We start from the raw sequence: 20,162 nt of genomic DNA, 5'->3' as shown, positions 1-20,162 counted from the left end.
CAGCGCGTGCTGATCAATTGTCCGGCTAGCGTAGGACTCGGGGATAGGGCAGCTCGGTGCTGGTGTGCTCGGTGACGGCGAGGGGACTGCCGATTTGGGGGAAGGCGCGTTGGGGGCAGGAGGGCCGCTCGCAGACCTTGCAGCCCGCGCCGATCGGGACCGCGGCGGCTGGACTGTCGAGTTGTAGACCGTTCGAGTACACCAGCCGGTCGGCGTATTCGATATCGCAGCCAAGGCCGATCGCGAAATCCTTTGTCGCCATGCCGAATCCGTGTGGTCCCGGCAGCGCGGTGCGGGCGATCCAAAGGTAGCGGCGGCCATCGGGCATCGCCGCCATCTGGGTCAGGATGCGACCAGGATTGGCGAAGGCCTGGTGCACCACCCACAGCGGGCAGCTGCCGCCGACCCGGGAGAAATGGAATGCCGTGGCCGACTGGCGTTTCGAGATGTTGCCCGCTCGGTCGGTGCGGACCAGGAAGAACGGAACGCCGCGCTGTCCCTGCCGCTGCAGGGTGCTCAATCGATGGCAGATGGTCTCGAAACCGACCTCGAAGCGCAGACTGAGCAGATCGATGTCATAGCGCAGCTCCTCGGCCGACCGCAGAAAGCGCCCATACGGCAGTACCAGCGCGCCCGCGAAGTAATTGGCCAGCCCGATGCGCGCCAACGTCCTGGATTCGCCGGTGAGCGACGGCGTTTCGGCCAGTACGGCGTCCAGGTCCTTGCCGTACAGCAGAAAGCCGAGGGTCGTCGCGATTTGAAATGCGCGTTGTCCGGGACGCAATCGCCGCGCCAGCGTCAGCGTGCGGCTGTCCGAATCGTAATGCCGTTTCGGGATGGCCGGATCCGCGCCGTCGCCGCGCACCAGCACGGTGACCCCCGCGCGCTCCTCGGCTACCCTCGCGAGTTGCCGATCGAGTGATCCGATGCTCAGACCGCACTCCTCGAAGAGCTGTTCGGCCGCATGATCGAGTTGCGCGATGTGATTGTGGTGGTCGTAGAAGAAATCCCGCACATCCTCATACGGCATGGGCACGCCGGGTGCGCCCGCAGGCGCGGCCACCCGCGCGGAGAGCAGATCGAGTTGATCGGTCGCGGCGCGCAATCGCCGATGCATGGCGACGACGATGCGCGAGACCTCCGGAAGTCGCGTCGCCAGTTCCTCCACCTCTGTCAGCGGCGCGCTGTCACCGCCCGCCGCATCGACAAGGACCTCGTGTAGGTCCGACACCAGCCGGGCATCGGAGTCGGCGGCGAAAAATTGCACGTCGAGGTCGAAGGTGGAATTGAGCTTCAGCAGCACCGGAATGGTCAGCGGTCGTTGGTCGCGCTCGAGCTGGTTGAGGTAGCTGGGCGATAGATCCAAGGATTTCGCCAGTGCCGCCTGAGTCATCCGCCGTTCCTCGCGCAACCGTCTCAGTCGGGCGCCCGCGTACATCTTGCGCACCGCAAGATGGTAGCCCTCGCAATTCGCAATCATCGCAAAATGGCGGATTCTTGCCCGCAGAAATCTGCTGGTGCAAGGGATTTTGATCGAAGATCAACCCTGCGTAGCGTGCGAAGTACCCCGCTGTCCCGTCTGGAACCGGAGGATGGATGAAGCCCACATCGTACGCGCCCGCGCGGCCGCCGCGGTCTTTCCGCCGATCCTCGCCGTCGCCCAGCACACCGGTCGCGGTGGCGCCACGCTGATCCGTGGCCTGGCCACCGGTCACGAGATCCAGATCGACCTGGCGCGCGGAATCTGCCTGCACGAGCACAAGATCGATCACGTCGCACATCTGGGTCCATCGGTGGGCGCGGCATCGGGAGGCTACTGGGCCTGGATACCGAGACGATCTATCAAGCGATCAGGCAAGCCCTGCACACCACCACCCGGCAATCCCGTGCTGCATACCACCGCGAGTGCGCGAGGGGATCTTCTGATGTCGGCCCTACTCCCCGCCCCAGATCAGCGCCTGCGCGGCGATCACATCGGTGCCGTTGAAGGTGACGGCGGGCGATCCGTGCAGCCGATAACCCTGATCGAGCAGGCCGCTGATCCGCTCGCAGAAGGTGGCGTCGTCGACGCCGGTGATCAGCCGATAGCGCAGGGGACGATCCTCGGTCATGTACCCAGCCTAGGGCGGTCGCGATGACCGGACTGCGGCGGCGCGACGTGCCGCAGCGCGAACTGTTTGGGTGCGGGCTGATCCTGGCACAACCAAGCAATTGTTTGGTGTAATCGGTGCGATCGAATCGACCGATGTGCCCGATCGCATCGGCACAAGGAAGCGAGCGAACTCCAATGCCGAGTCCCGACGAAATCGTCACCGCCATGTGCCGCAGCTGGGCCGATCCCGACCCGGATCGGATCAGCGCCTTCTTCGCCGAAGACGCCGTCTACCACAACATTCCGATGGAACCCATCCACGGCCGCGCCGCCATCCGCGAATTCATCGCCGGTTTCCTCAGCACCTTCGAATCCATTGAATTCGACGTCCACCACCAGGTCGCCGCGGGGAATATCGTCATGAACGAACGCACCGATATCCTGCGTGGCCTCGGCAAAGACACGCCGCTGCCAGTAGTGGGCGTCTTCGAAGTCGCCGACGGCGCGATCACCGCCTGGCGCGATTACTTCGATATGGCCGCCATCAACCGCGCCTTCGGTACCGAGCCCGCGGCCCAATAAGCGAGGAAACGGCGGAACCGAATCGGTCGCCCCTGCGTCGAATAGGACATCGGGGGTGATCTGATGGCGACGTATGAGGAGGGGTTACGCATGGATCGTTGCTCGGGATGTCATACGGCCTGGCGGCGCGGATTGGGTGCGCGATCGCGCATGCGGCCGATGGTGCGCAACGGTGAGAATTGTGAGCGGTACACCCCGCGTCGTCGGATCCGGCCGTTTCCAGGTGCCGAATCTCATTGATACGTAGCCGGATAGCGCGGTGACCACACCGCGCTATCGGGCTGCGCGGACGTGGTCGATCGCGAGGTCAGGGTGTTCGTGTAGGACGACGTGGCCGCCGTCGACCTCGGCGTGGACACTGTTGAGCCAACAGCGGCGCGGGCACGAAGCCTGGCGAGCGGGCCCGCCCTCCCGTTCCAAGAGGGCGAGCGCACTCTGCGGCTAGCGCACTGCTGCTGCGGCCGCGACCAGATTGCGCAACGACGCCTCCACCTCGACTGGTCCACGCGTCTTCAATCCGCAATCCGGATTGACCCAAAGTCGTTCGGCGGGAACGGCCTTCAGTGCGGCACGCAAGGAGGCCGTGATCTCCGCCACACTCGGCACCCGCGGTGAGTGGATGTCGTAGACGCCCGGTCCGACACCGAGATCGAAGCCCGCGGCATTCAAATCGTCGAGCACCTCCATATGCGAGCGTGCCGCCTCGATCGAAGTCACATCGGCATCCAATCCGGCGATCGCATCGATGACCTCACCGAATTCCGAGTAGCAGAGATGGGTGTGGATCTGGGTGGCATCGGAGACCCCGGAGGTCGCCAACCGGAACGCACCGACCGACCACTCCAGGTACTCGCCCTGATCGGCCGCACGCAGCGGCAGCAGTTCCCGCAGCGCGGGCTCGTCGACCTGGATGATCCGAATGCCCGCGGCCTGCAGATCGACCGTCTCGTCCCGGATCGCCAGCGCCACTTGGCGTGCCGAATCCACCAACGGCTGGTCATCGCGCACGAACGACCAGGCCAGAATCGTCACCGGGCCGGTCAGCATGCCCTTGACCGGCTTATCGGTCAACGATTGCGCGTAGGCGATCCAATCCACGGTCATCGGCGCGGGCCGGGCCACATCGCCGAACAGGATCGGCGGCCGCACGCAACGGGTGCCGTAGGACTGCACCCAGCCCGCCTCGGTGGCGGCGAATCCGTCGAGCTGCTCGGCGAAGTACTGCACCATGTCATTGCGCTCCGGCTCGCCGTGCACCAGTACGTCCAGGCCCAGTTTCTCTTGTAGCGCAATGACATCCGCGATTTCGGACCGCATCCGTCGCACATACTCGGTCTGATCGATCTTCCCCTTGCGCAACGCCGCACGCGCCAGGCGGATTGCCGAGGTCTGCGGATACGAACCGATGGTCGTCGTCGGTAGTGATGGCAGCCGCAACCGTTCGGCCTGCAATGCCCGTCGCTGTTCGGCGGGAGCACGCCGAGTTGCCTCGGGACCGAGCGCGGCCAGCCGGGCCCGAACCTGCGGATTGTCCAGCCGAGGATCGGTGTGCCTGGTAGTGAGAGCCGCACGGACCGTGGCCAATTCGTCGGCGATCGCCTCGGGCCCCGCACTCAGTCCGGTCGCGAGCAACCGCACCTCGGCGACCTTCTCCGCGCCGAACGCCAGCCACGAACGCAACTGCGCGTCGAGGCCGGTCTCACTCGCCAGCGTGTAAGGCACATGCAGTAGCGAGCAGGAACTCGACACCGCAACGGATTTCGCGATTCCCTTTAGCGTGCCAAGCGTCGCCAACGCACCGTCCAGATCGGCCCGCCAGACATTACGTCCGTCGACCACACCCGCCACCAGCAGCTTGTTCGCCAGCGCGGGCGGCGCTACGGACAGACCAGCGGTCGCCGTGAAATCTACCGCGACGCCTTCGATTTCGGTCTCGACCAAGGCACTCAACGCAGCGCCTGGCCTGCCGAAGTAGGTGGCCACGAGCAGCGCGGGACGCTCCGTCGCGGACGACAGTTCGGCATAGGTGCGCCGCACGAGTTCGACCTCGTCAGCGGTCAGATCGGTGACCAGGACGGGTTCGTCGAGCTGCACCCATTCCGCGCCCGCCACGGCCAGTAGCCGCAACAGCTCCCGATAGAGCGGCACCAACTCCGCCAGGCGATCCAGCGCGGCACCGCCGGTCGCCTTCGCCAGCTTCAGGAAGGTGATTGGGCCGATCACCACCGGCCGCGCGGGAACCCCGAGTGCCAGCGCCTCCCGCAGCTCATCCAACACCTTCGATGGATGCAGCGAGAACACCGTCTCCGGACCGATTTCCGGTACCAGATAGTGGTAGTTGGTATCGAACCACTTGGTCATTTCCAGCGGTTCCACCGTATCGGTGCCGCGTGCCGCCGCGAAATAGCGATCCAGCGGATCGGCGATACCGGCCACCCGGGGCGGCAGCGCGCCGAGCAGCACGGCGGTATCGAGCACCTGGTCGTAATGGGAGAACGTGCCGACGGGGATGGAATCCAGTCCGGCGCTCTGTAATTCGGTCAGCTGATTGCATCGCAAATCGCGGGCGATCGCGTGCAGTTGCTCCGCGTCGATGCGTCCGGCCCAGTAGGACTCGGTGGCGCGCTTGAGCTCACGGTGCGGCCCCACCCGCGGGAGACCTAGAACCGTCGCGGTGAACGGGTTATGCGTAACAGTCACGAATTTCTCCAGTGCTGAGATCGAAGACCAACGCCCTGCGAGCTAGCGGAGACCGAGTGACGTGCCGGAGCACCGACGGAGCCCGACAATCGCACCAGAGGTCCGCGCGCCCAATCCACGAGGCGGTGGCCGCCGGATACGGCGTATCCGACACGGCTGGCAGGTCTTCGGACTCGCGGGCACGGGCCTTCTGGCCGACCCCGTACGGGGCTCACCTACTGGCCGTCGCTTCCCGGGCTCACCATTTCGAGCGATCTGCGAACAATCGCTACGGCCTACCCAGTGCTGATGACGGCGGTCGTTCCCGGCATACCGCTGCGGGACAGTCCCGGATTCTCACCGGGTTCCCTCTCATCCGCGCACCGGTCTTGCCGATCCGCGAACTCGACTCCGTAACGCGACGTCGGGGCTCCATCTCGTCTGCGCACGGCGAACCAGCTGCGTCAATCAGCATAGTCCGTAGCGCCACCCGATTTCCCGACGTTGCGCCGGCCAACATCCGGCGCTGCGTCAGCCAACACACAGTTATGTGTCAGCGGTATGAACAGAACTTCGCAAGCCTGCTAGGACCTGTTGTGAAGATTTCTGCAAAAGTGACTTCCCTGTCAGGCCACGATTCCGGGCCGGGTACCTTAGTTCAATGTTCTCGAAAGTCTTGGTTGCCAACCGTGGCGAGATCGCCATCCGCGCCTTCCGCGCGGCCTACGAACTCGGCATCGGGACGGTCGCCGTCTTCCCATACGAGGACCGCAACTCGGTCCACCGGTTGAAGGCCGCGGAGTCCTATCAGATCGGCGAGCAGGGGCACCCGGTTCGGGCGTACCTGTCGATCGAGGCGATCATCGCTGCGGCCAAGTCCGCGGGTGCCGATGCCATTTACCCTGGCTACGGCTTCCTGTCGGAGAACCCGGACCTCGCCGCGGCCTGCGCGCGCGAGGGCATCACCTTCATCGGTCCGTCGGCCGAAGTGCTCGAACTCGCTGGCAACAAGGCCCGTGCGATCGAGGCGGCGCGGGCGGCGGGTCTGCCGGTGCTGAAGTCAAGTGCGCCCTCCGCCGATGTGGACGAACTGCTGGCCGCATCGCAGGACCTGGACTATCCGATCTTCGTGAAGGCCGTCGCGGGCGGCGGTGGGCGCGGTATGCGCCGGGTCGCCGATCCGGCACAGCTGCGCGAATCGATCGAGGCCGCGTCCCGCGAGGCGGAGTCGGCCTTCGGTGATCCGACCGTCTTCCTGGAACAGGCCGTGGTGAACCCGCGCCACATCGAGGTGCAGATCCTGGCCGACCAGCACGGCAATGTCATGCACCTGTTCGAGCGTGACTGTTCGGTGCAGCGCCGCCACCAGAAGGTGATCGAGCTCGCGCCCGCCCCGAATCTGGATCCCGCACTGCGCGAACGCATCTGCAACGATGCGGTGGCCTTCGCCCGCCAGATCGGCTACAGCTGCGCGGGCACCGTCGAATTCCTGCTCGACGAGCGCGGCAACCACGTCTTCATCGAGATGAATCCGCGCATCCAGGTCGAGCACACGGTGACCGAGGAGATCACCGATGTCGATCTGGTGCAGTCCCAGCTGCGCATCGCGGCTGGGGAGACCCTCGAACAGCTCGGTCTGAGCCAGGACAAGGTGACCATTCGCGGTGCGGCCCTGCAGTGCCGGATCACCACCGAGGATCCGGCCAACGGCTTCCGCCCCGACACCGGCCGCATCACTGCCTACCGCACCCCCGGCGGTGCGGGCATCCGCCTCGACGGTGGCGCGAACCTGGGCGCGGAGATCGGCGCCTACTTCGACTCGATGCTGGTCAAGCTGACCTGCCGTGGCCGGGACTTTCCTGCCGCGGTGGCCCGCGCCAGCCGCGCACTCGCGGAATTCCGCATCCGCGGCGTCACCACCAATATCGGGTTCCTGCTCGCGGTGCTCGACGATCCGGACTTCAAGGCGGGCCGGGTCACCACCTCGTTCATCGATGAGCGTCCGCAGCTGCTGACCCTGCGCGGTTCGGCCGACCGCGGTACCAAGATCCTGAACTACCTCGCCGATATCACCGTGAACAAGCCGCACGGTGAGCGCCCGACCGCGGTGTACCCGCACGACAAACTGCCCGCCATCGATCTGAGCGTGCCGCCGCCGGACGGTTCGCGGCAGCGACTGCTGCGCCTGGGCCCGGAGGGTTTCGCACAGGCGCTGCGTGAGCAGAAGGCCGTCGGCGTCACCGACACCACATTCCGTGACGCGCACCAGTCGCTGCTGGCGACCCGTGTGCGCACCAATGGCCTGCTCGGCGTCGCCGGACATGTCGCGCGCCTGACACCGGAGCTGCTGTCCATCGAGGCCTGGGGCGGCGCGACTTACGATGTGGCGCTGCGCTTCCTGTTCGAGGATCCGTGGGAGCGGCTGGCCGCACTGCGCGAGGCCGTGCCGAATATCTGTCTGCAGATGCTGCTGCGCGGACGGAACACCGTCGGCTACACGCCGTACCCGGAGCAGGTGACGCGCGCGTTCGTGCAGGAGGCGACCGACACCGGCATCGACATCTTCCGCATCTTCGACGCGCTCAACAATGTCGACCAGATGCGCCCGGCCATCGATGCGGTGCGCGAAACGGGTACGGCCATCGCGGAAGTCGCGATGAGCTATACCGGCGACCTGTCCAACCCGGACGAAAACCTCTACACCCTTGACTATTACCTCAAGCTCGCCGAGCAGATCGTCGACGCGGGCGCGCACGTGCTGGCCATCAAGGATATGGCGGGCCTGCTGCGGGCTCCGGCCGCCGCGACCCTGGTCTCCGCGCTGCGCAGCAACTTCGACCTGCCGGTGCACGTGCACACCCACGACACGCCAGGCGGTCAGCTGGCCACCTACCTCGCCGCCTGGCAGGCCGGTGCCGACGCGGTCGACGGTGCGAGTGCCGCCATGGCCGGAACCACTTCTCAGCCAGCGCTTTCCGCGATCGTCGCGGCTGCCGCGCACAGCGAGTTCGACACCGGTCTGAACCTGCAGAACGTCTGCGATCTGGAGCCGTACTGGGAGGCGCTGCGAAAGGTGTACGCGCCCTTCGAATCCGGGCTGCCCGCGCCGACCGGCCGGGTGTACACCCACGAAATCCCTGGCGGTCAGCTGTCGAATCTGCGTCAGCAGGCCATCGCACTCGGTCTCGGTGACCGTTTCGAAGAGGTCGAGGCGAAATACGCTGCGGCGGATCGGCTTCTGGGCCGACTGGTCAAGGTGACCCCGTCCTCGAAGGTGGTCGGCGACCTCGCGCTCGCACTGGTCGGCACCGGCGTCGATATCGAGGACTTCGCCGCCGATCCGGGTCGCTACGACATTCCGGATTCGGTAATCGGTTTCCTGCGAGGCGAACTCGGCAATCCGGCGGGCGGCTGGCCCGAGCCGTTCCGCAGTCGGGCACTGGCCGGACGCGGCCCGGCCAAGCCGGAGACACCGCTGACCCCGGCGGACGAGGCCGGACTCGCCGGTTCCTCCGAACTGCGCCGCGCCACGCTGAACCGGCTGCTCTTCCCCGGCCCCACCGCCGAATTCCTCGCGCACCGGGAAAAGTACGGCGACACCATGGGCCTGTCGGCCAACCAGTTCTTCTACGGATTGCGCCGCGGTGAGGAACACCGTGTGCAACTGGAGAAGGGCGTCACCCTGCTCATCGGGCTGGAGGCCATCTCCGACCCCGATGAGCGCGGTATGCGCACGGTCATGTGCATCATGAACGGCCAATTGCGTCCGGTCGCCGTGCGCGACCGCTCCATCGCCAGCGATATCCCGGCCGCCGAGAAGGCCGATAAGAACAACACCGGCCATATCGCCGCCCCGTTCGCCGGTGTGGTGACACTTGCTGTGTCCGAAGGCGATTCGATCGCGGCGGGCGATATCGTCGGCACCATCGAGGCGATGAAGATGGAGGCCGCGATCACCGCGCCGCGCGCTGGCATCGTCGGCAGGGTCGCGATCGGCAAGGTACAGCAGGTCGAGGGCGGTGACCTGCTGGTCGAACTCACGGTGCGCGAGTCCGCGGCCGAATGACCCGGATCGTCGCGGGTACCGCGGGCGGGCGGCGGCTACGCGTCCCGCCCGCGGGTACCCGGCCAACCTCTGATCGGGTGCGCGAGGCGCTGTTCAGCGCCCTCGACGCCCGCATCGATTTCGACGGCGCCCGCGTACTCGACCTCTACGCCGGATCGGGCGCACTGGGCCTGGAGGCGCTCTCCCGCGGCGCCACCCACGCCCTCCTGATCGAATCCGACCGCAAGGCCGCCGCCATCGTGCGCGGCAATATCGCCGACCTCGGACTGCCAGGTGCCGAACTTCGCATCGGCTCGGTAGCGAATGTCCTCGCGGGCGGCGGCGCGGGCAAATACGACGTCGTCTTCTCGGACCCGCCCTACGACATCGACACCACAACAGTCACCGCTGACCTACGTGCCCTCGCCGAACACAACTGGTTGGCACCGGACGCCCTCGTCGTAGTCGAGCGTTCCATCCGCTCACCCGAGATCACCTGGCCCACAGGCTATATCCCAGCGAAGCCGCGCAAATACGGCGAAACCCGAATCGAACTAGCCGAATTCGCCCCGGAGTAACTCCGGCGTCGCGGCATTCGTAGCGACGATTCGGCCTCCTGATACCGTCTGTTCATGGCAGGAGCGTTGTGCCCGGGCTCGTTCGACCCGGTGACCAATGGACATATCGACGTCTTCGCGCGGGCCGCGGCTCAGTTCGACGAGATCGTGGTGACGGTCATGATCAATCCCAAGAAGCAGGGCATGTTCAGCGTGCAGGAGCGCATGGAGATGCTGCGCGAGGCGACCGCGGACCTGCCGAATGTGCGGGTGGAGTCCTGGCAGGGGCTGCTGGTGGATTTCGCCAAGCAGGAGGGGATCGGCGCGATCGTCAAGGGGCTGCGCGATGCTACCGATTTCGGTTACGAACTGCAGATGGCGCAGATGAACAAGAAGCTCAGCGGCGTCGACACCTTCTTCATCGCTACCAACCCGACCTTCAGCTTCCTGTCCAGCTCACTGGTCAAGGAAGTCGCGGCCTACGGCGGCGATGTCACCGACATGCTCCCGCCCGCCGTCCACAAGCGCCTGCTCGATCGCCTCGCCGAACGCAAAGGCTAACGGCCCCAACGAAATCCGCCCCGGTTCCGAAGAACCGGGGCGGATTCGCATCGGCTGCCGAATCAGAAGACCAACCCACGCAGAGCGAGGAAGCGCATACCGCCGACCGCGGCGGTGATGGCAAGCACGGCCGTGGCCTGGAACGCACCGCCCATGCCGGGGGCCCACACCTCGAGCGCGGCCAGTGCGGCGGTGGTGATCCCGAGTCCGACCAGCGCGAGGCCGCCGCCCTCCCACTGTGCGGTGAACCAGCCGACCCGACCCGCCGCGTGGAAGGTGAGTTGGCGGTGCATTTCATTGGCGATCACGGTGCTCACGACCGAGCCCGCGATATTGGCGACCAGGGGACCGACGCCGTGCATCGCGAAGAACAGCAGGACATAGGCGACATTGCTGGAGCCGCCGACCAGGGCGAAACGGATCAGTTGAGCCAGCGCCCGATCGCCACGCAGATACTGCATCAACTGGCCGAACCGAGCCGCCGTCGGCGACCGCAGCACCGGGTACGGTCCCACCCACGGCGTGTACAGGCTGCTTGTCGGCAGAACCGCCGTCCGCGGTAGTTCCAGTACGGTCATTGTCTTTCCGATCCCACACGAGCCTTCGGTACGGACAACCGCGATGGTCATCGCAATCCGCCCGGTCGGCCTCCTCTATCCCCACAGTCCCGGTCAGGGCCTGCGATCCGCTTAAGAAGATCTTGTTTCGACCTTCCTGGATAAATGTAGCACCAAGTGGAGGCGGATCCTCCACTTGTTTTTGTGGCGTACGAGACACCTACACGACACACCGGTGGATGACTCGGCACGAGCCGTGACGAGGGGCACACTGGGCCTCGGTGGAAAGTTTCGCCGTAGGTCTGCAGGAGAGTGGGGTAGGAGCATGTATCGCGTATTCGAAGCTCTCGACGAGCTCGTCGCCATCGTCGAAGAAGCGCGCGGCATCCCGCCGACCCGCAGCTGCATCGTGCCGCGCGGTGATGTGCTCGAACTGCTCGACGACGTGCGCGATGCACTGCCCGGCGAACTAGACGACGCCCAGGATGTGCTCGATCATCGCGACAAGATCGTCTCCGACGCCCGCGCCGCCGCCGAGACGACCGTGACCACCGCCAACGACCAGGCGGACCAGACCATCGGGTCGGCCCGCGAGGAAGCCGACCGCATTCTCGCCGACGCCAAGGCGCACGCCGACCGCATGGTCGCCGAGGCCAGCGCGCATGCCGACCATCTGGTGAATACCGCACAGGCCGAAGCCGACCGGATCGTCGCCGACGGCAATGCCGAATTCGAGGCCGTCACCGGGCGGGCCCGTATCGAATCCGAGCGGATGATCGAAGCGGGCAAGGCCTCCTATGACCGTTCGGTCGCCGAGGGCGAGGCCGAGCGCGACCGGTTGGTCGCGCAGACCGAAGTGGTGCGAGCCGCACATGCCGAATCGGCCAGGTTGATCGACCGCGCGAACGAAGAGGCCGACCGGATGCGCGACGAATGCGACCACTACGTCGACAGCAGGCTCGCCGACTTCGAGGAGACCCTCAACTCCACCCTGCGAACCGTGCGCGGCGGACGTCACCAACTGCGCTCGGGCGCGGGCGCTCCGGATTACGCGGCGGACTATCGCCGCTGACGGTTTGGGTACCGCCATGCCCTCGCGTATTGTGGAGTGGTTGTCCATTTTCCCTCGAATGTGAAGTGAGTTCGTGATGTCCGCCGGTTCCGGTTCCGCTTCGCGCCCTCGTTCGGCCTCACGCCGGGCGCCGGACGCGGGTTTCGTGCTGGATGTCATCAGCCTCGGCCGTCGTCCAGGCACGATGAAAGAGCTGCATCGCGTGGTCACCACCGAGGAGCGGATAGGGCTGGATCTGATCGCTATTCCAGTGGGCGCCGAGGTGGACCTCGATCTGCAGTTGCAGGCGGTGTCGGAAGGTGTGCTCGTCACCGGGACGGTCGCCGCACCGACTGCGGGGGAGTGCTCGCGCTGCCTCGAGCCGTTCACCGACACGGTGGAGATTCGGCTCACGGAACTGTTCGCCTACCCGGACAGCGCCACCGAGCAGACCACCGAGGACGATGAGATCTACCGCATCGTGGATGACACGATCGACCTGGAGCCGGTGATCACGGACCAGATCGGCCTGGAGCTACCGCTGCAGCCGCTGTGCACTCCGGACTGCGCGGGCCTGTGCCCGGAATGCGGTGTCAGGATGGCGATTGCGGGTTCGGGCCATGGGCATGAGATACTTGACCCTCGCTGGGCCGGGTTGGCGAAGTTCGCCGCCGAGTCGCCCGGCAACGGCAGCCCCGATTCGGGTGCAACCAACACAGACCATTAAGACCGAGACAGTGCTGCCGTACCGGCAAGCAATAGGACAAGAGGAGAAGTAGTCGTGGCCGTTCCCAAGCGCCGGATGTCCCGTTCCAACACCAGGTCGCGGCGCAGCCAGTGGAAGGCCACCGCGCCGACCCTGATCACGTGCCCGAACCGCGCCTGCGGCGAGAAGACGCTGCCGCATATCGCGTGCCCCTCCTGCGGCACCTACAAGGGCCGCCAGGTCACCGCTGCTGTCTGATCGTTCGACCTGTCGTATCGACGTGACCGCCAGCAAGGACGAACCCGGCTCGTCCGGTGAACATGCAAGCCTGCTCGCGGCGCTCGGCGTCGACGTGCGGGCCGATCTGCTGCGACTGGCGCTGACGCACCGGTCGTACGCGTACGAGAACGGCGGGCTGCCGACCAACGAGCGTCTGGAATTCCTCGGCGACTCGGTCCTCGGCCTGAGCATCACCGAGCGGCTCTACCATGAGCACCCGGACAAGTCCGAGGGCGAACTGGCCAAGCTGCGGGCGAGCGTGGTGAATATGCACGCGCTCGCCGAGGTGGCGCGCGGGCTCGGCGAGGGCGGGCTCGGCGTGCACCTGCTGCTCGGTAAGGGCGAAGAGCTCACCGGCGGCCGGGATAAGCCGAGCATTCTCGCCGACGGCATGGAGTCGCTGCTCGGCGCGGTCCATCTCGAGCACGGTATCGATGTCGCGCGCGAGGTGGTGCTTCGCCTGTTCGCCGACCTGCTCGAGCGTGGCCCGCGGATGGGTGCCGGACTCGACTGGAAGACCAGCCTGCAGGAGCTCACCGCCGAACGTGGCCTCGGCGTGCCCAGCTACGAGATCACCTCGACCGGCCCCGACCACGACAAGGAATTCACCGCGACCACCGTGATCGGCGGTCGTCCGTACGGTCAGGGCGTCGGCCGCTCCAAGAAGGAAGCCGAGCAGAAGGCCGCGGGCGCCGCCTATCAGGCGCTGACCGACGAAGCCTGACGTGCCCGAACTTCCCGAGGTCGAGGTCGTACGGCGCGGGCTCGCCACACATGTGGTCGGGCGGGTCGTCGAATCGGTCATGGTGACCCATCCCAGGTCGGTGCGTCGGCATCTCGAAGGTGCCGACGATCTGACGGCCCGGTTGAAAGGGCTGCGGGTCGTCGCCGCCGATCGGCGCGGCAAGTACCTGTGGCTCACCTTCGACGATCCGGACATCGCGCTCGTCGTCCATCTCGGCATGAGCGGGCAGATGCTGATTCGGCCCGCCGACGCTCCGGTGGAGAAGCATGCCCATATCCTCGCGACCCTCGACGACGGCGCGCAATTGCGCTTCGTCGATCAACGCACCTTCGGCGGCTGGGCATTGGCACCGTTGGTCGAGGTCGACGGCACCTCGGTGCCCGAGCCCGTCGCGCATATAGCCCGGGATCCGCTGGACCCGCGCTACGACCCCGAGGTCGTGGTGGCCGCGGTGCGCGCCAAACAGAGCGAGATCAAGCGGGTACTGCTGGATCAGACCGTGATCTCCGGCGTCGGCAATATCTATGCCGACGAAGCCCTGTGGCGGGCCGGGATCCACGGCAACCGGCTCGCATCCAGCCTGACCAGGCCCGCTGTGCGCACCCTGCTCACCGCGGTCGGTGTTGTGATGGAGGAGGCGCTCGCGGCGGGTGGCACCTCGTTCGACGCGCTGTATGTCGATGTCAACGGCGAATCCGGTTACTTCGAACGTTCCCTCGCGGTCTATGGTCGCGAGGACGAGCCCTGCCGTCGCTGCGGTGCGCCTATCGTGCGGGAGAAGTTCATGAATCGTTCTTCCTACTCCTGCCCGCGCTGCCAACCGAAGCCCCGTCGTCGTTAGGGTTGGCGAGCTACCGTTCTTTTAGGGCGGTTCGGGAAATCAGACCGGCCGTGGAGGAAGGACTTATGCGCAAGCTCACCTACTACGTCGCTTCGACTATCGACGGGTTCATCGCCACGGAGGAAGGGTCGGTCGACTTCTTCCCGGTCGGTGGTGATCACGGCCCGGCGATCACCGCGCAGTACCCCGAGACCTTGCCGACGAAGGTGCGGGAGGCCCTCGGCATCGATCAGCGCAACCGTTACTTCGACACCGTGCTGATGGGTCGCAAGACCCACGATTTCGGCGTGCGGACCGGAACCTCCAGCCCGTATTCGCATCTGCGTCAATTCGTCGTATCGACGACGCTGCCCGAGAGCCCGGATCCGTCGGTGGAGCTCATCTCGGCCGATCCGCTCGACACTGTGCGAGAGTTGAAGCGGGACAACGGACTCGGGATCTGGTTGTGCGGCGGCGGGGAGTTGGCGCAGGTGTTGCTGCCGGAGATCGATCAGATCTTCCTGAAGCTGTACCCGGTCGTACTCGGCCGTGGCCGGTCGCTGTTCGGTTCCGGTTCGCGCCTGCCGGAGGCGGCCCGCTTCCGGGTGATCACCAGCCGGGTGTTCGAGGACGGTGTCGCCTTCGTGAAGTACAGCCGGATTCGATAACCACTGTGGCGGAAGATGATTCGCTCGTCACTCCGGATCCGGGGAACGCTCCGGGTCCGGTGGAGGCGCTGCGCGAGATCGGCTTCTGGCTCGAACGCGCACGGGCGCAAACACATCGGGTGAAGGCGTACCGGCGAGCCGCCGATATCGTGGCGCAGCTACCCGAGGACGAACGGGCGGCTCATCGTGCGGCGCACAGCTGGCAAGAAATCGCGGGGATCGGGCCGAAGACCGCCGCCGTCATCGAGGAGGCGTATTCCGGTGCGGTTCCGGAGTATTTGAGCGATCTGCGCAAGGCCGCGCAACCCATCGGGGCGCCGGGCAAGCCCATGCGGGCGCAGTTGCGCGGCGATCTGCATACTCACTCCGACTGGTCCGACGGTGGCAGTCCGATCGCGGAGATGATGGGCGTCGCAGCCGCGCTCGGCCACGAATACTGTGCGCTAACCGATCATTCGCCGCGGTTGACCGTCGCCAACGGACTTTCGGCCGACCGGTTGCGGCGGCAGTTGGATGTGGTCGCGGAGCTGAACGAACGAGTCGCGCCGTTCCGAATTCTCACCGGGATCGAGGTGGACATCCTCGATGACGGGACCCTGGATCAGCAGAGTGATCTGCTTGCCGAACTCGATATCGTTGTCGCCAGCGTACATTCGCATCTGCGTGCCGACAGCGAGACCATGACCAAGCGCATGGTGTACGCGGTGGCGAACCCGAATGTGGATGTGCTCGGCCACTGCACTGGTCGACTGATCGCGGGGCAGCGGGGTTTGCGGCCGGAGTCGAGTTTCGACGCCGAACTCGTCTTCGAGGCGTGCCGGAGTTACGGCACGGCGGTGGAGATCAACAGCCGTCCCGAACGGCTCGACCCACCGTCGCGGCTGCTGCGGATGGCGGTCGAGATGGGTTGCTATTTCTCGATCGATACCGATGCGCATGCGCCCGGTCAGTTGGACTGGCTGGGGTACGGATGCGAGCGCGCGGTCGCGAACGATGTTGCGCCGGAACGGGTTATCAATACGTGGCCGATGGAGCAGCTGCTCGCCTGGACCGAATCGGGCGCGGCGGACGTGGTCTGATCGTAGAGTGGATGTGTAGTCGCCTCCGATTCGGCAGGGTGGTGCGATGGGCCGCGCAGTGCATGTGACGTCGCTGGGGATATTGGTGGGCGCGTGGACGGTGAATGTGATCGGTGCCCGGATCAGCGAGAACAGTGATCTGCCGTGCGCCGTCGAGCCCGGCTCCAAGCGGTCCGCTTATTCTCGGGATATCGAGGCGACCGATGCGGATTGCAACCGTTGGTTCGCCGCGACCGAACGCCTGCTGACGACTATCGACGCGTTGCAGGAAAAGGAGCGACGGGCCAGCCTACATTTGCAGCCACCCTGGCGCGGTCGGCTGCAATGGCACCTGCGATATGCGCGCCGAAATCGGTTGCTGCGCAGGCAATATAGCCGGGCCGAGGCCGAACTGCTGGCCGAATTCGACGCGGCGCTGGCGGAATATCGGAACCGAGCCGGTGATCTGCCCGAGTATCAGGAGCGGTACCGCGAACAAGAGCGGGAACGACTGAAGCGCGAACAAGAGCAGGCAAGGCTACGGCGCGAGCAGGCCGTGGCGAGTGCCACCGATCCGCGGTGGACCTACCAGATCAAGGAACTCTCCGGCGATCGCAGCTTCTGGATCTACCAGACCAGCCTCGACCGGACCTATTCGGAGGGCGAGCCGGCTGAGCGGACACCCGCCGAGGTCCAGGCCGAGCTGGTGGCCGAACGCGCTGTGCACCCGTACACCTCGGTGATGTGGGCGCTGGAAACTGGCCGCGCACTCCGGGAGAAGTATCAGACCGAGGTGGCTGGTTGGCGGGCGCTCACCGGTGCCGAAATCGAACCGTTTCCGCGCGATCCCAACAAGCCCCGGTCGACGGGCCGCAAGGGGATCTACGGCATTCACGGCAGCGACTACGGATCGGGTCATTCCGGTTGTGGCGGTGGTCATTCCGGCTGTTTCGGCGGCAGCTTCTGACGGTCCGGCCAGGTTGACCACCGGGTTAACTGTTGTCGAATACTCGTGCGGCATCTGGGAGGATGCCGGATGACGTTCGAAAATGGTTGACACACAGATCTCTTGGGGGTGGCGGCACCGGTGGGTGGATTTCCGATCGAAATCGTGCTCGGACTCATCGGTATCGCGGTGCCGATCATCGCGTTCCTGTGGGAGTTCGTCTTCGTCGGGCGCAAGGAACTCGGCTATCGGGTCCAGATGGATACCCCCGTCACCGGTGAGATCGAATCGGTCTTTCCCGGGGTGCTGCCGCAGCTGCGCCCCGTGCAAGATGGTGTGAGCCCGCCGCTGAAGGATCTGTCGGTGGTGCTGGTCCGCATCGAAAACAGCGGTGCGACACCGATCGACACGCACGACTACCAGGCGCCGGAGGCGAGCCGGGTCGGCCTGCATCTGAACTTTCCGCAGCGTCGGGTCATCGGCATGGCAGTGACCGAGCTGAGCGACCAGGGTCTGGCCTACTCACTTGACCGTGATTCGGGTATCACGGTTCGCGAGGATACGGCCGGACATATCGGCGCCATCGATCTGCCGAAGGTGCCGCTCAATCGCGGCGACCACTACAAGATTCTGGCCATCCTGCAACGGTCGGAGGGCACGGGGGACAATCCGGCACCGGAGCTGAGCGGCGGCGTCAAGGGTGGGCGGATCATCGAAACCCAGAGCCGCACCGGCATTTCACGAGTGATGGTGGCACTCACGGCCTTTCTGGTCGTGGTGATCGTCGTTCAGCTCCTGGTCTCGGTGCTGGCGCCCGATCCGACGCCATTGGATTGTGCCGCAGGCAAACTCACGGTGGTCGGCTCGTCGGCCTTCGAACCGGTCATCCGCGATGCCGCCGCGCAGTACGGGAAGCGTTGCACCGGGGCGGAATTCACCTTCGGCTTCGAGGGCACCGAACGCGGACTCGATCGGCTCGCCGAGGAGGGCAAGGACGATCCGGATCTGCTCACGATCAGCGACGGACCGAAAGGTGATGGCTACCAACCGCTGCTGGACCGGCCGCTGGCGCTGTCGCTGTTCACCATGATCGTGCACAAGGATGTCGGCGTCACCAACCTGTCCGTTGCCCAGATCCAGGATCTGTATCAGGGCCGGATCACCAACTGGCGCGATGTCGGTGGTTCCGACTTGCCGGTTGTCTTGGTCAATCGGATACCGGGTTCCGGCACCCGAAATACGTTGGAGCGCAGGGTAATCGACGGTCCGCAGCTGGATCGGCCGCATGTCAGCTGCGTCGCGATCAAGGATGGCGCACCCGCGACGGCCAGATATTGCGATGTGCAGGTCACCAAGGATATGCAGAAGGCGGTCGGCGACATCCCGGGTGCGATCGGCTACAGCGAGTTCTCCGAGGCAGTCAAGGCCGGAGCTACGACCTTGACCATCAATGGCGTAACGCCGGGTCGTGATGCCGCTGTCAACCGCAGCTACCCGTTCTGGGGCGTGGAATACGCGTACAGCTACGGTGAACTCCCCGGCGATTCGCTCGGTGCGAGCTTCCTGCACTTCTTGACGGATCTGACCGGCAAGGATGTGTTGCGCGAGCATGGCAACGAGCCGTGCGCCGAGCTGCCCGACCGAGCCCGCTGCCTGCCGTCTTCGTGACGATGTCACAGATTCGGCGGCTATCTCGTCCTACTCGGGGAAGCGATTTCGAGAGAGGACAATTCATGTCACGTATGCGATTGGCCGAGGCAGCACCGGAGATCTACCAGGCCTGGTACGCCGCCGAACAGGCCATCCGCCGCGGACCGCTGGATTCGACGGTGCGCGAACTGGTGAAGATCCGGGTTTCGCAGATGAACGGCTGCCTGTTCTGCATCGATATGCACACCACCGACGCACGGATGGCGGGCGAGACCGAACAGCGGATCTACTACCTCAATGCCTGGCGTGAGTCGGTGAAGTTCACCGAGGCCGAACGGGCGGCCCTTGCCTATGCGGAGGCGGTCACCCGACTCGGTGAACACGGTGTCAGCGATGAGATCTGGGCCGAGGTGGAGAAGAACTTCGACGAGGGCGCGCGGGCCGGTCTGGTCGCGGTTACCGCGATGATCAACCTGTGGAACCGGATCGGGGTGCCGCTGCGGATGCAGCCCGCGTCGGTGAACGGTTCGTGAGTCAGTCGTCCGAGGGCAGGATCGGTCGGGTGAAGTAATCCTCGACCGGGACCGGACCGGTGTAGCGGCGGCAACCGCACTGCACCCATACCGGCCCGCCGTAGGTCTTTCGGACCAGCTCGGCGTGGCAGGTGCCCGCCTCCGGATCGTGCAGCGCCAGGTCGTGGCCACAGCCGCACCGAGCGACCGTCGATCCGGCGGGCGAGCGCCTGCCGAACCGCCCGACAGCCCAGCCGACACCGGCGATTCCGGCTCCGACAGCAAGAGTGATGGGATCGAACATGCGCATATTATATGTATGCGTATAACGGGCCGGTAGAGTCGACAGCCGACCGGTGCCGAGGCGACCTTCGATACGTGCCCGCGTTCCGTAAGCCGAAGGGGCGCAATGCCTCCCGCTTACTGTTCGAGCTGGCATGATGGTGGCCAGTGTCGGCGGCTGTGCTCATCGGGCCGCCCGCGCCGTGCACAGCCCGGGTGGGGTCCGCCGATACTGTCTGCATCGAGCTCTCGCAGTAAGTCCCCTTGATGGGTGAGTCGCGTCGATATCGAGCCCGGATAATGCGCTATTTTATCCCAAATGCTGAGATTTCAGACGGACTGCGTGGTTTGAACACCCAGAAATAAGGTACG

The 20,162-nt window shown here is 65.5% G+C and carries 19 protein-coding genes, 1 pseudogene and 1 riboswitch; of the genes and pseudogenes, 15 read left to right on the top strand and 5 right to left on the bottom strand.

The genetic code is table 11. From position 1 onward, the window contains the following. Window positions 1-25 precede the first annotated feature (25 nt). Window positions 26-1,447 carry a short-chain fatty acyl-CoA regulator family protein gene (locus NA5_RS11155; RefSeq protein WP_174555223.1) on the bottom strand — a complete coding sequence of 474 codons (1,422 nt, stop codon included), beginning with the start codon at window positions 1,445-1,447 and terminating at the stop codon, window positions 26-28. 193 nt (window positions 1,448-1,640) lie between these two features. On the opposite strand from NA5_RS11155, the pseudogene NA5_RS40280 reads away from it, so the two are divergent. Continuing rightward, window positions 1,641-1,888: pseudogene (locus tag NA5_RS40280) on the top strand (MmgE/PrpD family protein); the annotation flags it as partial. A gap of 46 nt (window positions 1,889-1,934) precedes the next feature. Here the strand turns inward: NA5_RS40280 and NA5_RS39180 are convergent. Continuing rightward, complete coding sequence (locus NA5_RS39180) at window positions 1,935-2,111, bottom strand: DUF1737 domain-containing protein (RefSeq protein ID WP_084484044.1); 177 nt, start codon at window positions 2,109-2,111, stop codon at window positions 1,935-1,937. 176 nt (window positions 2,112-2,287) lie between these two features. On the opposite strand from NA5_RS39180, the gene NA5_RS11150 reads away from it, so the two are divergent. Beyond that, the gene (locus tag NA5_RS11150; RefSeq protein ID WP_062984728.1) at window positions 2,288-2,674 is read left to right on the top strand and encodes a nuclear transport factor 2 family protein; all 387 of its coding nucleotides are present in this window, start codon (window positions 2,288-2,290) and stop codon (window positions 2,672-2,674) included. Between the two features lie 441 nt (window positions 2,675-3,115). Here the strand turns inward: NA5_RS11150 and metE are convergent, their stop codons facing one another. Further along, on the bottom strand, window positions 3,116-5,374 hold the full coding sequence (gene metE / locus NA5_RS11145) for a 5-methyltetrahydropteroyltriglutamate--homocysteine S-methyltransferase (RefSeq protein ID WP_062984726.1): 2,259 nt from the start codon (window positions 5,372-5,374) through the stop codon (window positions 3,116-3,118). Window positions 5,375-5,515: 141 nt separating this feature from the next. After that, window positions 5,516-5,756, bottom strand: a riboswitch (cobalamin riboswitch). Window positions 5,757-6,014: 258 nt separating this feature from the next. Here metE and NA5_RS11140 point away from each other — a divergent pair. The 3 genes from NA5_RS11140 to coaD are packed head-to-tail and all read left to right on the top strand — an operon-like array spanning window position 6,015 to window position 10,516. After that, complete coding sequence (locus NA5_RS11140) at window positions 6,015-9,419, top strand: pyruvate carboxylase (protein WP_062984724.1); 3,405 nt, start codon at window positions 6,015-6,017, stop codon at window positions 9,417-9,419. Next, the gene (gene rsmD, locus NA5_RS11135; protein ID WP_062984722.1) at window positions 9,416-9,976 is read left to right on the top strand and encodes a 16S rRNA (guanine(966)-N(2))-methyltransferase RsmD; all 561 of its coding nucleotides are present in this window, start codon (window positions 9,416-9,418) and stop codon (window positions 9,974-9,976) included. The genes NA5_RS11140 and rsmD overlap by 4 nt, the downstream gene beginning before the upstream one ends. 54 nt (window positions 9,977-10,030) lie before the next feature. After that, complete coding sequence (gene coaD / locus NA5_RS11130; RefSeq protein WP_062984720.1) at window positions 10,031-10,516, top strand: pantetheine-phosphate adenylyltransferase; 486 nt, start codon at window positions 10,031-10,033, stop codon at window positions 10,514-10,516. Window positions 10,517-10,578: 62 nt separating this feature from the next. Here coaD and NA5_RS11125 read toward each other — a convergent pair whose 3' ends face one another. Next, window positions 10,579-11,094, bottom strand: a complete 516-nt coding sequence (locus NA5_RS11125) for a GtrA family protein (RefSeq protein WP_084484043.1) — start codon at window positions 11,092-11,094, stop codon at window positions 10,579-10,581. A gap of 304 nt (window positions 11,095-11,398) precedes the next feature. Between NA5_RS11125 and NA5_RS11120 the strand changes: the two genes are divergently transcribed. The 10 genes from NA5_RS11120 (at window position 11,399) to NA5_RS11075 (ending at window position 19,529) form a co-directional block, all read left to right on the top strand. Continuing rightward, entirely contained in the window at window positions 11,399-12,145 is a 747-nt protein-coding gene (locus NA5_RS11120; protein ID WP_062984718.1) for a DivIVA domain-containing protein, read from the top strand. 76 nt (window positions 12,146-12,221) lie between these two features. Continuing rightward, on the top strand, window positions 12,222-12,851 hold the full coding sequence (locus NA5_RS11115; protein ID WP_062984716.1) for a YceD family protein: 630 nt from the start codon (window positions 12,222-12,224) through the stop codon (window positions 12,849-12,851). 54 nt (window positions 12,852-12,905) lie between these two features. Continuing rightward, complete coding sequence (gene rpmF, locus NA5_RS11110) at window positions 12,906-13,088, top strand: 50S ribosomal protein L32 (RefSeq protein ID WP_014987105.1); 183 nt, start codon at window positions 12,906-12,908, stop codon at window positions 13,086-13,088. A gap of 22 nt (window positions 13,089-13,110) precedes the next feature. After that, window positions 13,111-13,833 (top strand): ribonuclease III, encoded by a 723-nt coding sequence (gene rnc / locus NA5_RS11105; RefSeq protein WP_062984715.1) that lies wholly within the window; start codon window positions 13,111-13,113, stop codon window positions 13,831-13,833. Between the two features lies 1 nt (window position 13,834). Continuing rightward, the gene (gene mutM / locus NA5_RS11100; protein WP_062984714.1) at window positions 13,835-14,695 is read left to right on the top strand and encodes a bifunctional DNA-formamidopyrimidine glycosylase/DNA-(apurinic or apyrimidinic site) lyase; all 861 of its coding nucleotides are present in this window, start codon (window positions 13,835-13,837) and stop codon (window positions 14,693-14,695) included. Between the two features lie 65 nt (window positions 14,696-14,760). Then, window positions 14,761-15,342 carry a dihydrofolate reductase family protein gene (locus NA5_RS11095; RefSeq protein ID WP_062984713.1) on the top strand — a complete coding sequence of 194 codons (582 nt, stop codon included), beginning with the start codon at window positions 14,761-14,763 and terminating at the stop codon, window positions 15,340-15,342. 5 nt (window positions 15,343-15,347) lie between these two features. Beyond that, window positions 15,348-16,421, top strand: a complete 1,074-nt coding sequence (locus tag NA5_RS11090) for a PHP domain-containing protein (RefSeq protein WP_062984712.1) — start codon at window positions 15,348-15,350, stop codon at window positions 16,419-16,421. A gap of 46 nt (window positions 16,422-16,467) precedes the next feature. Then, on the top strand, window positions 16,468-17,367 hold the full coding sequence (locus NA5_RS11085; protein WP_062984711.1) for a hypothetical protein: 900 nt from the start codon (window positions 16,468-16,470) through the stop codon (window positions 17,365-17,367). A gap of 120 nt (window positions 17,368-17,487) precedes the next feature. Further along, entirely contained in the window at window positions 17,488-19,014 is a 1,527-nt protein-coding gene (locus tag NA5_RS11080; RefSeq protein ID WP_062985202.1) for a PstS family phosphate ABC transporter substrate-binding protein, read from the top strand. Between the two features lie 65 nt (window positions 19,015-19,079). Next, window positions 19,080-19,529 carry a carboxymuconolactone decarboxylase family protein gene (locus NA5_RS11075; protein WP_062984710.1) on the top strand — a complete coding sequence of 150 codons (450 nt, stop codon included), beginning with the start codon at window positions 19,080-19,082 and terminating at the stop codon, window positions 19,527-19,529. Window position 19,530: 1 nt separating this feature from the next. Here NA5_RS11075 and NA5_RS11070 read toward each other — a convergent pair whose 3' ends face one another. Further along, a complete protein-coding gene (locus NA5_RS11070) occupies window positions 19,531-19,812 on the bottom strand; it encodes a hypothetical protein (protein WP_062985201.1) in 282 nt (93 codons plus the stop codon). Window positions 19,813-20,162: the final 350 nt, after the last annotated feature.

This window comes from Nocardia anaemiae NBRC 100462 (assembly GCF_001612725.1).
GTDB classification, from domain to species: domain Bacteria; phylum Actinomycetota; class Actinomycetes; order Mycobacteriales; family Mycobacteriaceae; genus Nocardia; species Nocardia anaemiae.
Note: the sequence above shows the minus strand (reverse complement) of the source record. Positions and strands in the feature narration are given on the sequence as shown.

Coding starts and splice junctions, on each gene's coding strand:
- NA5_RS11070 (WP_062985201.1), bottom strand. CDS start 19,812: ATGTTCGATCCCATCACTCTTGCTGTCGGAGCCGGAATCGCCGGTGTC.
- NA5_RS11085 (WP_062984711.1), top strand. CDS start 16,468: ATGGGCCGCGCAGTGCATGTGACGTCGCTGGGGATATTGGTGGGCGCG.
- NA5_RS11120 (WP_062984718.1), top strand. CDS start 11,399: ATGTATCGCGTATTCGAAGCTCTCGACGAGCTCGTCGCCATCGTCGAA.
- NA5_RS11150 (WP_062984728.1), top strand. CDS start 2,288: ATGCCGAGTCCCGACGAAATCGTCACCGCCATGTGCCGCAGCTGGGCC.
- rsmD (WP_062984722.1), top strand. CDS start 9,416: ATGACCCGGATCGTCGCGGGTACCGCGGGCGGGCGGCGGCTACGCGTC.
- coaD (WP_062984720.1), top strand. CDS start 10,031: ATGGCAGGAGCGTTGTGCCCGGGCTCGTTCGACCCGGTGACCAATGGA.
- NA5_RS11075 (WP_062984710.1), top strand. CDS start 19,080: ATGTCACGTATGCGATTGGCCGAGGCAGCACCGGAGATCTACCAGGCC.
- NA5_RS39180 (WP_084484044.1), bottom strand. CDS start 2,111: ATGACCGAGGATCGTCCCCTGCGCTATCGGCTGATCACCGGCGTCGAC.
- NA5_RS11125 (WP_084484043.1), bottom strand. CDS start 11,094: ATGACCGTACTGGAACTACCGCGGACGGCGGTTCTGCCGACAAGCAGC.
- NA5_RS11115 (WP_062984716.1), top strand. CDS start 12,222: ATGTCCGCCGGTTCCGGTTCCGCTTCGCGCCCTCGTTCGGCCTCACGC.
- NA5_RS11140 (WP_062984724.1), top strand. CDS start 6,015: ATGTTCTCGAAAGTCTTGGTTGCCAACCGTGGCGAGATCGCCATCCGC.
- NA5_RS11095 (WP_062984713.1), top strand. CDS start 14,761: ATGCGCAAGCTCACCTACTACGTCGCTTCGACTATCGACGGGTTCATC.